Here is a 13,411-nt window from a genome sequence, read left to right as displayed (position 1 = left end):
CGCTAAAATTATTCTATTTATTCCGCCATCGAACAACAACGGTCAATAGAACGACGTTGAGCAGTCGTTAGGCGCTGAGTTCTTTGCTAATCGCTTGCAGCTTATGGAGGCGTTCAAGAGCCTGCCCAGAGTCAATCAACTCTGCGGCCAAGGTGACGGCATCGCCTAACGAATCGGCAAGACCCGCGCAGGCAAGTCCGGCGCCGGCATTGAGCAGCACCATCTCACGCTTGGGTCCGGTTTCACGACCACTGAGAATATCGGTTAGAATTCCGGCATTCACTTCAGCGTCTCCACCACGAAGGTCTTCTACCTTACAGGCGGAAAATCCGAAATCGTCCGGTGTCACTTCTTCATCCACCAGTGATTGATAGCTTCCGGCTTTGCAAATTCGAGTTGGCCCTAACAGGCTCACCTCATCGACTGGGCCACCGTCGGCAGTCATCCCGTGAACTACCCACGCACTGTCGCGACCTAGGCGTTGGAGGATATCGGCGTAGGCAGAATCAAGGTCAGGATCACAGACGCCTACCAACTGGCATTCCGGTCTGGCTGGATTCAACAAAGGCCCGATGAGGTTGAAAATCGTTCGAATCCCCTCTTTGGCCAAGGTGGCGCGCACTGGGCCCACGGCTTTGAATGCGGGGTGATATTTTGGAGCAAAAAGAAAGCCGACTCCGGCATGCTCGAGACATTTTCTGAAGTCTTCTGGCGAGTGTTCGATATTGATGCCGAGAGCTTCAAGCACATCGGCGCCGCCACTTTTGGAGGTGATGCCACGATTACCGTGTTTCACGACCACCGCACCGCCTGCCGCAATGACAAACATGCTGGTGGTGGAAACGTTGAACATGTTGAGCTTGTCTCCGCCGGTTCCGCAGACATCGATCGTGGGGCCGTCCAGTTCCATGCCGGAAACACCGGGATCCACGGCGCGTTCAAGGAAGGCTTCGACAAATCCGGCGATCTCGGCCGGAGTCTCGCCCTTTTGTGAGAGAGCCTTCAAGAACCTGGCTTTTTTCTCATCACAAACCTCGGCATCCAGCAGCATCTCAGCTGCCACATCAATCTCGCGTGAGCTGAGCTCCGTGCCGTTTTCCACATGTTGGATCAGTGCGTCCATATCGGTGCCAACATAGTCATCTTTCTCAGACATGACCAGTATTTTCGGTTCTCGCTCTGTGACAGTTCCCCACGGCCAAACCTAACACTTTATCAATCAAACGAGCGGATTTCATCGATGAAGTCTTGCAGATACTTTGCGGCCTTCACTTCGCCCACCCCTTTGATGCGCATTCCGGCATCCATGGTTTTCGGTCGGAGTCTGGTAAAATACTCGAGTGTTTTGTTAGGAAAGATTTGATAAGGCGGCACTCGTTCTTGTTGGGCGAGATTCTGCCGTAAATCCCTGAGCCGATCGTATAGCTGACCATCAAAGCCGAACTCCTCAATGATCATGTCCGACTCCTTGACTGCGCTGACCTGATGCTTCTCGGGCCAGACCAGACGACAGGACGATTTCCCTAACATCACCTTCTCACCCTGCGGAGTGAGAGTCAGCAGCGGGAACTCGCCACGCTGGGTGAAAACGAGTCCGGCATTTTGTAGCGATCTAAATAGTTCGTTCAGATAGGCCGTGCCGCAGGGTTTGAGAATGCCGTGGGTGCTGAGCTCATCCAATCTAACACGTTTAATTTCCTGCGACTTGCTGCCCATGAGCATTTGCACGATGCGGCCACGACCAAAGATCCCCTCCCACTTACCTCCGACTTTTCGGCTCATACGGGCGACACCGCTGAGGGCTTTGCGGACGATGAGAAGCTCCTCGTCACTGGCCGGCTCGCGAGCCTCGCCACCGAAGGCATTGATACAGACATCACACGTACCACAGGTTTGCGCGTCTTCCTCGCCGAAGTATTCCAAGATCGCCTGCTGGCGGCACTGTCTGCCGTAACAGAGATGCACCATGGAATCTAACTTCTCACGATCGCGCCTTTCCTTTTCCTCCAGCGCATACTGATCGATGTTGAGTTTGCTAGTGAGCACATTCGGCTGGAGCAGGCGGGTTCCCTTCATTCGTTTGCCGGGAATGTCGAAGCGTTCGAGGTAACCATTGCGGATCAGAATACCCAAGGCACTGCCTACCGCCATGCCGTTTTTGACATCGGCGCCGTCTTTGATTTCATCGATGGTTCGCTGGATCTCGAAGTTGGCATCGGAATCGTTCTGCAAAAACTGATAGACGTCACAAATGGTTTTGTAGCCTGGGTTGGCACCCTCAATGAAAAATTCCTGCGTTCGAGTATCGGCGTAATTGAATAGTAGTTCACAATAGGCGGCCTCGCCGTCACGACCTGCACGACCCGCCTCCTGATAGTAAGCTTCGATACTGCCCGGCACTTCGTAGTGAAGCACAAAGCGGACATCGGATCGGTCAATACCCATACCAAAGGCATTGGTCGCCACCGCCACATCAGCCTTTCGGCTGATGAAGATATTCTGCGTCCTCTCGCGTTCGTCCGGAGTCATGCCACCGTGGTATGCGATACTTTTGACTCCCCAGCTGTGAAGAAGTTCACCGACTTCCTCCACGCGTTTGCGGGTGGAACAGTAAACAATGCCGGTCTTCCACTGGCTGACAATCTCGCGCAGACGGGCGTGTTTCACCTTATGCTTATCCACCTCCACGATGCTGAGCGAGAGGTTGGGCCGACTGAAGCCGCTGACGGTCTCGAACGGTTCGCGCAATGCGAGGACTTCGAGAATATCTTTTCTAACAACCGGAGTCGCCGTTGCGGTGAGCGCGATCGCCTGAGGTCTGCCAATTTTATCCAGCGCCTTACCCAGTCGCATGTATTCCGGCCGAAAGTCATGCCCCCATTGGCTCAAACAGTGAGCTTCATCGACTGCAAACAGAGATATTTTCACCTCTTTCAATGCATCCATGAAAGCAGCGGCGCGGAATCGTTCCGGAGCTATATATACCAACTTGAACTCACCGCGCTTCATTTGATCGATACGCTGGCGTTGCTCGTCCCACGACAAGGTGGAGTTGATCATCGTGGCCGGTATACCTTTTTCCTGAAGTGCATCCACCTGGTCCTTCATCAGTGCGATCAGCGGAGAAACAACCAAGGTCACGCCATCAAGACACATCGCCGGGAGTTGATAACAGAGTGACTTACCGCCACCGGTCGGCATGACAATCAGACCATCTTGGCCGGAGAGAATCTGATCGACCACTTCCTCCTGAGCGTCGAGAAAGCCATCGAAACCGAAGTGTTTCTTCAGAGTTTCGAGCGCATCCTTGATTCCTGCAGCGGCCATGTCCTCATTCAAACCCGAGCAAACAGAGCAAGCAATGAAGGATTGTTATAAAAGTGTGCTGACGCGCCCTACGCTTGACCTCATCCCCCCGAGCGGTAATTGTCTCTTCATGTCCTCTCTCTGGCAAACCTACCAAAACTCCGTCACCCGCTACCCTGAACTAGGCTTCTCCATCGACACTTCTCGCATGGATATGCCAGCCGACTATTCCAAGAAATTGGAAAAAGAAATCTCGCGCGCTTTTGACGGAATCAAAAAAATCGAAGCTGGTGAGATCATGAACCCAGACGAGGGACGCATGGTCGGTCACTATTGGTTACGCAACGCAGATCTCGCGCCTAACGATGAGCTCAAAAAACAGATCACTGAACCTCTCGCAGAGCTGAAGGATTTTGCCAAGAAAGTGCACCGTGGTGAAATAGCCAACACCAAGGGCGGTCGGTTTGAAAACCTGCTAATCATCGGCATCGGTGGTTCAGCACTCGGACCTCAATTCATCTACGAGGCACTCGGAGCAGAAAGCCCATTGAAGACCTATTTCTTCGACAATACAGACCCTGCGGGCATGGACGCCACCCTGACCGACATCATCACCAAAACTCAAGGTGGGTTGAGCAAAACGCTTTCCGTCGTGGTATCCAAATCCGGAGGAACACCGGAAACACGCAATGGCATGTTAGAAGCTCAAGCTGCCTACGAGGCGACTGGTCTCGAGTTCGGCCAACACGCAGCCGCCATCACCGGAGAAGGCTCCAAACTTTTCAACTACGCCAAGGAGAACAACTTCCTCACTATTTTTCCAATGGAAGACTGGGTGGGTGGCCGCACATCGGTCATGTCCACTGTTGGTCTTGTTCCAGCCGCCTTGCAGGGCATTGATATCGATGCGTTCCTCGAGGGTGCCGCCGCTATGGACGCTCTCACTCGCGTGGATAATGTGGATGACAATGCCGCTATGCAGCTCGCTCTCGCCTGGCACCACGCTGGGAATGGCAAAGGAGAAAAAGACATGGTCGTTCTTCCCTACAAAGACTCTCTGGTGCTCTTTTCCAAGTATCTGCAGCAGCTGGTGATGGAATCGCTCGGCAAGGAAAAGGATCTCGACGGAAACACCGTGCACCAAGGCATCGCGGTCTACGGCAACAAAGGTTCCACCGACCAACACGCCTACGTGCAGCAACTGCGCGACGGTGTTCCAAACTTCTTCGCTACGTTCATTGAAGTTCGTAAGGGACGTGAAGGCGACAGCGTAGAGGTAGATCCTAACACCACCTCTGCCGACTATCTTCAGGGATTCCTTCGTGGAACTCGTTCCGCACTTTATGAGAGCGGCCGGAAATCCATCACCCTTTCTATCGAAGAAGTCAACGCCCGCACCATCGGTGCTCTAATCGCCCTGTTCGAGCGTGCCGTTTCCCACTACGCGCTGTTAGTGAACATCAACGCCTACCACCAGCCAGGTGTGGAGGCAGGAAAGGCAGCTGCCGGCATCTTCCTGGACCTACTTCAAAAGGTCAAAGGAGCACTAGGTGACAACGAGCAAACAGCCGATCAAATTGCGTCATGGATCGAAGCCGATGCAGAGGATGTTTACCACTGCCTGACTCACCTCGCCAGCAATGGCGTGGCTGTTGTTTCTGCAGGCCATTCACCTGCGGAGGACAGCTTCAAAAAAGCGTAACTGTCAGCACTTTCAAGTTTCCCACCTGATGGGATATTGCTAGGCTGAGGATCATGAAAACGATCCTCAGCCTAACTTTTTTAGCGATTTTCTCCGTGTCGATTAGTGCCAAGGCTCCGGCACCAATCCCAAAAAACGATAGCCGCAAGGCCGTGGACAAGTTCACCGATGAGATATTCTCCTCAACCGGCGAACTGCAGGATACCAAACCGAAGACCGACCTCCCCCAGCCCAGCCTCACATTGGATCTCCCCGGATGGAGCACCAAGTGGAATGTCGCAAAGGACGGCAAGTCCATGATCGTGCGCATCATGTCTCCTGACGAGAAACGGCTAGAGTTCGGATCGGTGCAAATTTACATCACCTCCAAACCTTTCACTGCCAAACTCACCAACGCCCCCAATGTGTTAGACGAAGGTGCGGCTGTCGAGTTTGAGGTCCAGCGCTGGATTCCTCAAAATTGGGCAAGCTATAACATCCCCTCGCTAAATCGCAAAGTGAGAGGCTACCTCGATGCTCAGAGCGGAGGCGCTGATAACGCGATGCAGGCAACCGAACCGTTTGAACTAACAACTGCCGACGGTAAAAGCTACTGGGTTCTTGTCCGGACAGAATTGGGCTACCACAAAACCAAAGGAATGAATCTCAAGATGGCACTGGATGCTCTGAAGTTCTAACCGCCCTTTATCTGCTACTCTTTCACGACCGGCTCTCAGTTAGGGGCCTGTCTAAACACGATCATTGTTCACTTTAAGAAGGAGATTCCGTGAAGATCATTGTGCATCCATTTCAACCTATCTAGTTATCAGCGTGCCTTCGGAAACAAGCCCCACTTTATCACGCGACCAGAAGCAAAGTGCCGCCTCGATCATTGCTGCGCAGACCTGCACCAAGATCGGTGATGTGTTGATGAATCCGAAGACGGTGCTCACCTGGGTGCTTACCTATCTGGGGGCTCCGGGAGCGATCATTTCCATGCTGGTGCCGATACGCGAGTCCGGCTCCATGTTACCGCAGCTGATTATTTCCAGCTGGGTGAAACGTGTCAGACGTCGCAAGTGGGTGTTTATCGCAGGTGCGCTGGCTCAAGCTCTGGCTGTCGCTTCGATGGGTCTGGCCGCAATGTTTTTTTCCGCCGTCACTGCAGGCTGGACGGTGCTGGCTGCGTTGTCGGTATTTGCCATCGCTCGGGCATTTTGTTCGATCAGTTCAAAGGATGTATTGGGTCGAAGTATCCCCAAGGGCGTGCGAGGCCGTGTGAATGGAATGTCGGCCACATTATCCGGCCTACTCTCGGCCGTGGCCGCTGCGCTTTTGATTATATACCGCGATCACAAAACGATCACTGTTCTCTCGTGGTTGCTGCTCGTGGCTGCAGGGTTATGGGTTGTGGGAGCCGCGGTTTACGCTTTGGTGAAAGAACCACTACCTGAGGATGCCGATGAAAAACCGAAAGTAGTCAGCGATTTGAAAAGTCGTTTCTCGTTGGTGCTAGATGACCCTCTATTCAGAAAATTTATCCTGTGCCGCTGTCTGCTTTTAGGTAGCGCGCTGGCATCACCTTTGCTGGTGGTGCTGGGAGAGAAACACGGCGGTTCGTTGATCACCTTGGTGGGCTTTGTCCTCGCATCGGGTCTGGCATCTGGTGTCAGCTCATTTCTCTGGGGAAAATTGGCGGATCGTTCGGGCAGCTTGGCGATGGCCGTCGGGGGAGTCTCCACCGCCATGTTTGGATTCGCAGGTATCGCGATCGCGCTCTGGTTCGAGCCTCTGTCGGAATCAAGCTGGTGCTGGCCGGTTCTATTTTTACTATTTAATCTCGGATATGCAGGAGTGAGGATTGGCCGAAAAACCTGGGTGGTGGATGCCGCCGATGGTGACCAGCGAACTGATTACGTGTCAGCCTCGAACACGCTGATTGCAATCTGCATCATCGTCATGGGCCTTGTGACATCAGCCCTGCACGGATTCTCACCGCTGATTCCGCTCAGTGTTTATTGCCTCTTCTGCGTCATCGGTGCGGGTGTCGCGATGAGGATGCATCGGCAGCAAATTCACGACTGAAGGGAGGCAAAATCCACCTATCTGTGGAATTAGCGGCGGTTGGACAAACTTGAAACTTGAAACTTCATTCTCGAAACCTAAAGTGCGCGCGGCCAGCTCCCAACGGACAAGCGGCCAATCCATCGTTATGAAAGCTATTCTGGCACTAGAAGACGGACGCACCTTTGAAGGAGAAGCCTTTGGGCACACAGGAACCACCACCGGAGAGGTTTGTTTCAACACCTCGATGACTGGTTATCAGGAAATTATCACCGATCCCTCTTACCGAGGCCAAATCGTGACTATGACCTATCCCATGATCGGCAACTACGGAATCAATCCCGAGGATGCCGAGTCCTCCCAGCCCCACGTTCGAGGCCTCGTCATCGGCGAGCTCTCCCCAGTCGCCTCAAACTGGCGCTCACGCCAGACACTGCCTGATTACTTTGCCGAGCACAAAATCATCGGCATCGAAGGTGTCGACACCCGTGCGCTAACCAAACACCTACGCTCAGCCGGTGCCATGCGCTCATGCATTTCGACTGAGCTTTCCGCGGAAGAAGCTGTTCAAGCCGCGAAGGATTCCGCTCCCATGGAAGGATCCGATTTCGTCAAGGAAGTCTCCACCGAGTCAAACTACCTGTGGGACGGAGAATCCCGCGAGTGGACGATCCCTAACACCTGCACTGGTCAGGTCGGCACCTACATCGAACTGCCCGAGGCGAAATACAACATCGTAGCCTACGATTTCGGTATCAAGTGGGACATTCTCCGCCACCTGCGTCAGTCCGGATTCAACGTCACCGTGGTGAACTCCCGCACTCCCGCCGAGGAAGTGCTGGCGCTGAAACCCGACGGCGTCTTCCTTTCCAACGGCCCTGGCGACCCTGCTGCGCTCGACTACATTCACGCAGAAGTCAAAAAACTCTTGGGCAAGACTCCGATGTTCGGCATCTGCCTTGGCCACCAGATCCTGACCCACGCATTCGGCGGAACGACTTACAAACTCAAGTTCGGTCACCGCGGCGGCAACCAGCCAGTGAAGGATATGCGCACCGGAAAAATTTCCATCACCGCGCAGAACCATGGTTTTGCCACCGATGCCAATTCACTACCTGACAACGTCGAGATCACCCACGTGAATTTGAACGACGACACTGTTGAAGGTTTCCGCCACAAGAAATACCCAGCCTTCTCCGTCCAGTATCACCCCGAGGCCGCCCCCGGGCCAAACGACGCCACCTATTTCTTCGGCGAATTCGCTGAGCTGATCGAAGCATCTCGGAAATAGGAAACTGGAAATTGGAAGTAGGGAATAGCAGCTCTGGGGAGCTGATCACTTAAACGGCTCCCAAGAGCCGCATTTTAACCCACTTCCCAATCACTACTCACAATATCATGAACACCATCATCTGCGGTCTCCAATGGGGAGACGAAGGCAAAGGCAAGATTGTCGATTACCTCACGGAAACAGCCGACGTCGTCGCGCGCGGCCAGGGCGGCAATAACGCCGGCCACACCGTCATCGCCAACGGCACCAAATACATCCTTCACCTCGTGCCCTCCGGCATTCTCTGGGAAGGCAAGACCTGCGTCATCGGCAACGGTGTGGTGATGGATCCTGTCGGTCTCTGCAAGGAAATCACCGAACTCGAAGAAGCCGGAATTCCCGTGTCTGCTGAGAAACTTCTGATCTCGGATCGCGCCCACGTGGTGCTCCCCTACCACCGCGAGCTCGACGCCGCCCGCGAGGCCGCTCTTGGCAAAAACAAGATCGGCACCACCAAACGTGGCATCGGCCCCACCTACGCTGACAAGGCTAACAGAAACGGCCTGCGCCTGGCGGACCTCCTCTGCGAAACCACTGCCCGTGAACTGATCGATATCCGTCTCGCCGACGCCAACGAAACACTCGCGCGTCACGAACTCCCGACGTTCACCACCGACCAAGTCTGGAACGAAATCGCCCCCGCCATCGAGCGTCTCCGTCCACACGTCACCAACACCATCCCTGTGCTTCATGAAGCATGGAAAGCGGACAAGACCATCCTCTTCGAAGGAGCTCAAGGTTCTTTCCTAGATGTCGACTTCGGCACTTACCCATTCGTCACCTCGTCTAACACCACTTCCGGCGGCGCATGCACCGGCTCCGGACTACCACCTACCGCGATCCAGCGTGTAGTCGGCGTCTGCAAGGCTTACACCACCCGTGTTGGCTCCGGTCCATTCATCACTGAAAACGACGAGATCTCCGAGTATTTCCACGCCCGCGGCATGGAGTTCGGCGCGACCACCGGTCGTCCTCGCCGCTGCGGCTGGCTCGATATGGTGCTGATCCGTTACGCCTGCATGGTCAACGGCGTCACCGATCTCGCCGTCACCATCCTCGACGGACTCGACGAGCGCGAAAGCATCAAAGTCTGCACCGCCTACGAGATCGACGGCGAACGCCACGACTCCCCACCAGCCAACCGCGCTGCCTGGGACAAGGCTACTCCAGTTTACGAAGAGCTCCCCGGCTGGCAGACCGACACCACCTCGGCCCGTTCATGGGACGACCTTCCGGAAAACGCCAAAGCCTATCTAACAAGGCTCGGTGAACTCGCCGGCGCCCCCGTTTCTTACATCGGTAACGGACCTGAACGCGAGCAGACCATCGTGGTCTAACACGCGCTCCACACAGAACGATTACAAAAAGGACCGTCATTCACCATGGCGGTCTTTTTTTATGTCCGTTATCATTTCTCCCATGATTATGACCTGCAAACCGAAGAGTATCTTCTCGAGCGACAGCCTGCTAGAAGGAGGCGGCCACCGGGCAGAACTGATGTTTAATTGGTTCGGAGAGCAAGGGAGCGTCTCACTCGACGGAAAGTATTACAGAGTGAATAAGCTTGGCCTGTTTCAAGGAAGATGGACTCTTACTGATCAATCCGGTGTCCGTGTCTCGGCAGAAAAGCTCTCCCCATTTTCACGGGCGTTCATCATCCAGAGCTCAGGTGAAACTTATCGCTTGGAAGCCCAGTCCATCTTCAGCCGCGCCATGTCACTCCACGGAGGACGGGCAAATTTAACGATAGCCCCCAACCACATGCTCACTCGCAAGACAACCTTGTCCGGATCATTTCCAGACATCGAAACCACCTGCCTCGCGATGTGGCTGACCTTGCTGATGTGGCGGCGGAGTTCCAATAATAGCTCTTCGTGATCCACCTAGCGACTTCAACTTCTGCCCCCTTCTGTAGTTCTCGTTTTCACTCCTTGTTGAATTTTTTTCAACACTTCGGTGCATTGCCTACTCAAGGTCTTTCTCTAGGGTAACTGAGATTATTGTACGAATGGATACTTTCTGTATCGCTGTGCACTTACTCCATACTCAGATGAAATCCCACACACTTCAAACCGTCCTTCTCTCTGCTCCTCTTTTAGCTGCCTCTTACTCATCTGCCGACATAATCAATGAGTGGCAGTTTGATCACGATGAAAACGGCGTCGAACTAACAGGAGCACAAACTGTCGACAACACCGTGGGCTATTGGACCAATACCAAACTAGGTTACGACATACAAAAGGGACAACTAACAGGAACTAATGATGCCAATCCGGCCACCGGTGACACCCGCTTCAACAGCGGCTACTTCGCCAACGGCGAAATTGGCAGTATGGTCACTACCGACACCTATCTGCGTGTGGATTTCAGCTATGACTTCTCGGCAGCGGCCAATGACGTGGGCAATATCGCCGCCTTCGCGTTGCGCGACCAGAACAACAAGGACTGGGGATTACGTATCAATTACAACCAATCTAACAGCACCATCGTGCTACAGGCGGGCGTCAATGGTGTGTGGCAGGACCTCAGCCCTGTAGTGGGACTAACAGGATCTATCAGCGTCATCTCTGCCTGCGACTACACTAACGGTAAGATGAATTACTACATCGATACCACTGGCGCGGGCACCTTCTCGCCAACCCCCACAGCTGAAATCACTACCACGGATCTCGCCGGAGCCACACTCAGCAAGTACCGCATGCAACTCACCGGCGACCTTCTTCCCACCAGCGTGCCGGCTGTCGCGGTGGAGAATTTTCGACATGCCAGCACACTCGCTGAGGCCAAAGCAGGCATCCCCTACCTGCATCGCCTCTCACCCAAGGAACGGCAGAAAATGGAGGACGATCTCGAAATTGTCATCGACAATAACACCTCGGAAAAAATCGCCCTGTATGCCAAAGCGGTCACAGCCGAGCCGTGGCGTGAGGATGCAGACAATCGTATCGAATCCCACCGCAAGGCGGATCTGAACATAACCTTGGTCGACACCTACGGCAGACCGGTGGAAAATGCCACCATCCAATCAACGCTCGTTAATCACCGGTTTATTTTCGGTGGCATCCTCCGGGCGAAAGACCGCGTCGGTGAAACACCGGGCATCGATGCCGCCCAGTATCAGTCCAATGCCTTGAAAATGTTCAATGCCTTCGGACTGAACAATGCGTTAAAACCAAGGTTACAAACCAACCTCAAACCTTACCTCAACGACTTCTTCCAGTGGGCGGCAAATAACCAGGTTCCGGTCCGTGGACACGCCCTGATTTGGCCCGGTGGCACTCACATTTCCGATGCCGTCAGGGAAAAACTCGACGATTGCTACAATGCCGCCCCAGAAGATCTCGAAGCGGCCAAGGCAGCCCTCGATACAGCCGCAAAAGCGGAAATAGCCGACTGGGCCAGCCAGTGGGATGTTTACGAGTGGGACGTTCTGAACGAGCCGATCACCAACCACGACATCCAAGACATGTTAGGCGAAGACGTCATGTCCGAATGGTTCGAAACCGCAGCCACCCACAGAGTAAACCAGAACACACGCCTGCTGTTGAACGATTACCAAATAATCTCAGCACCATCCACGGTCGGCGGCTGGACCGACAATCTTTACCCAGATCGCTCGGCCGCATACAAAGCGAACGTGCAACTGATGCTCGACGACTCCGCACCTATACACGGTCTCGGCTTCCAGAGCCGTTTTGGATGGGAGCGCACGGATCCGTCTCTGCTCTATACCCGTCTTGAGGAATTTGCCGCCTACGGCCTGCCGATGGCGGCCACCGAGTTCGAGGTAAAACCCAAAGCCTATAATCCGAACCTCGACCACGAATTTGCACCCACCGAGGATCTGCGCGCCCAGATCACCGCCGAGGTCCTGCGCACGTACTTCAGTCATCCCTTGGTCTATGCTTTCAATGCATGGACCTTCTACAACGATGACCACGGACTGATTCACAACGACGGCACTTTCAAACTCAACGGCCTGGTCTGGTATTACCTCACCAAAGTGCAGTGGCACAGCGAGGACACCCTCACCACGGACAGCTCTGGCCTTACCTCTTATCGGGGCTTTCTCGGTGACTACTCATTTGTCATCCAGCACGGTGGGCATGAATACCCGATCACGGAGCCCTTGGAAGAAACCGACAGCATCACCTTTATCATTGCGGTCGATAGCGATGGCGACGGCTTGTTAGACGATGAAGACAGTGATGACGATAATGATGGTCACGCGGATGTGGATGACCTCCACCCCACTGACCCCAACCGCTGGAACGATATTCCGGTTTGGGATCCCACTGACACATTTTCCACCCCTGATGCCGACGAAGGTGTCGCTTACAGTAAGTGGGTCAAATGGCGTGTGCTCGACGAACGTCCGGACGACCTCATCTTCACCAAAGTTTCCGGACCAGCATGGCTCAGCGTCAGTGACAACGGCCAGCTGACTGGCACCCCCAGTGACCAAGACGCCGGCAGCAATACCTTTGTCATCAGCACCAGTGATGGAGTCCATCCACCGGTCAATGCCACTGTCACCATCGAGGTAATCGCCGCGCCGCCAGTGTGGTCGGATCTCTTGTTTGATAATTTTGAAAACGGTTTTGGCACATTCACCAGCAGCGGTGGCGACGGCAGCATCTACACCGGAGCCACATACGCTCACCAAGGCAACAATGCAGCCCTGATCCGAGATGACTCCCCTCATGCCAACATCGAACAGGCCGGCACCATCGACGCCACCCAGTATGATCAACTGGACATTTACTTCTGGTATTACGCCAAGGGAATGGAAGACGCCACGGATGACTTCATGTTACAGTACTGGAACGGCAGCACCTGGGTCACCGCCCAGACATGGGCCTACCTCGTCGATTTCCAAAACGATGAGTTTAATGAAGTCACCGTGACGCTCGATCCCGCTGCGCTTAATCTGACTTCCGATTTCAAAATTCGCTTTGTCTGTGACGCCACTAACAACACAGACAAAGTCTACCTCGACGAAGTAAAAATTTCCGGTCTGCAGTAACTAG

At 54.1% G+C, this 13,411-nt stretch carries 9 protein-coding genes; 7 read left to right on the top strand and 2 right to left on the bottom strand.

Features of this window, described 5'->3' with window-relative positions; genetic code table 11:
* Positions 1 to 67: 67 nt before the first annotated feature.
* A complete protein-coding gene (trpD, locus tag ACSPJT_RS18375; protein WP_435894022.1) occupies positions 68 to 1,156 on the bottom strand; it encodes an anthranilate phosphoribosyltransferase in 1,089 nt (362 codons plus the stop codon).
* 59 nt (positions 1,157 to 1,215) lie between these two features.
* Positions 1,216 to 3,327, bottom strand: a complete 2,112-nt coding sequence (locus tag ACSPJT_RS18370) for a RecQ family ATP-dependent DNA helicase (RefSeq protein WP_435894021.1) — start codon at positions 3,325 to 3,327, stop codon at positions 1,216 to 1,218.
* A 109-nt stretch (positions 3,328 to 3,436) separates the two neighbouring features.
* Here ACSPJT_RS18370 and ACSPJT_RS18365 point away from each other — a divergent pair, with 109 nt between their 5' ends.
* The 7 genes from ACSPJT_RS18365 (at position 3,437) to ACSPJT_RS18335 (ending at position 13,407) form a co-directional block, all read left to right on the top strand.
* Positions 3,437 to 5,008: a glucose-6-phosphate isomerase gene (locus ACSPJT_RS18365; RefSeq protein ID WP_435896210.1), complete on the top strand. Its 1,572-nt coding sequence runs from the start codon at positions 3,437 to 3,439 to the stop codon at positions 5,006 to 5,008.
* A 53-nt stretch (positions 5,009 to 5,061) separates the two neighbouring features.
* Positions 5,062 to 5,685, top strand: a complete 624-nt coding sequence (locus ACSPJT_RS18360) for a hypothetical protein (RefSeq protein ID WP_435894020.1) — start codon at positions 5,062 to 5,064, stop codon at positions 5,683 to 5,685.
* Positions 5,686 to 5,818: 133 nt separating this feature from the next.
* Entirely contained in the window at positions 5,819 to 7,072 is a 1,254-nt protein-coding gene (locus ACSPJT_RS18355) for an MFS transporter (protein WP_435894019.1), read from the top strand.
* Positions 7,073 to 7,199: 127 nt separating this feature from the next.
* On the top strand, positions 7,200 to 8,342 hold the full coding sequence (gene carA / locus ACSPJT_RS18350; RefSeq protein WP_435894018.1) for a glutamine-hydrolyzing carbamoyl-phosphate synthase small subunit: 1,143 nt from the start codon (positions 7,200 to 7,202) through the stop codon (positions 8,340 to 8,342).
* 107 nt (positions 8,343 to 8,449) lie between these two features.
* The gene (locus ACSPJT_RS18345) at positions 8,450 to 9,718 is read left to right on the top strand and encodes an adenylosuccinate synthase (protein WP_435894017.1); all 1,269 of its coding nucleotides are present in this window, start codon (positions 8,450 to 8,452) and stop codon (positions 9,716 to 9,718) included.
* Between the two features lie 61 nt (positions 9,719 to 9,779).
* Positions 9,780 to 10,259, top strand: a complete 480-nt coding sequence (locus ACSPJT_RS18340) for a hypothetical protein (RefSeq protein ID WP_435894016.1) — start codon at positions 9,780 to 9,782, stop codon at positions 10,257 to 10,259.
* 172 nt (positions 10,260 to 10,431) lie between these two features.
* Positions 10,432 to 13,407, top strand: coding sequence for an endo-1,4-beta-xylanase (locus tag ACSPJT_RS18335; protein ID WP_435894015.1), 2,976 nt, complete (start codon positions 10,432 to 10,434; stop codon positions 13,405 to 13,407).
* Positions 13,408 to 13,411 lie beyond the last annotated feature (4 nt).

The sequence above is a fragment of the Oceaniferula spumae genome (assembly GCF_042849255.1).
GTDB classification, from domain to species: domain Bacteria; phylum Verrucomicrobiota; class Verrucomicrobiia; order Verrucomicrobiales; family Akkermansiaceae; genus Oceaniferula; species Oceaniferula spumae.
The sequence above is the reverse complement of the archived record's forward strand: the minus strand, read 5'-3'. Positions and strand labels throughout refer to the sequence as shown.

Bases quoted from the DNA above. Each gene is read 5' to 3' on its own strand.
- ACSPJT_RS18365 (WP_435896210.1), top strand. From the start codon at position 3,437: ATGTCCTCTCTCTGGCAAACCTACCAAAACTCCGTCACCCGCTACCCT.
- ACSPJT_RS18345 (WP_435894017.1), top strand. From the start codon at position 8,450: ATGAACACCATCATCTGCGGTCTCCAATGGGGAGACGAAGGCAAAGGC.
- trpD (WP_435894022.1), bottom strand. From the start codon at position 1,156: ATGTCTGAGAAAGATGACTATGTTGGCACCGATATGGACGCACTGATC.
- ACSPJT_RS18370 (WP_435894021.1), bottom strand. From the start codon at position 3,327: ATGGCCGCTGCAGGAATCAAGGATGCGCTCGAAACTCTGAAGAAACAC.
- carA (WP_435894018.1), top strand. From the start codon at position 7,200: ATGAAAGCTATTCTGGCACTAGAAGACGGACGCACCTTTGAAGGAGAA.
- ACSPJT_RS18340 (WP_435894016.1), top strand. From the start codon at position 9,780: ATGTCCGTTATCATTTCTCCCATGATTATGACCTGCAAACCGAAGAGT.
- ACSPJT_RS18335 (WP_435894015.1), top strand. From the start codon at position 10,432: ATGAAATCCCACACACTTCAAACCGTCCTTCTCTCTGCTCCTCTTTTA.
- ACSPJT_RS18360 (WP_435894020.1), top strand. From the start codon at position 5,062: ATGAAAACGATCCTCAGCCTAACTTTTTTAGCGATTTTCTCCGTGTCG.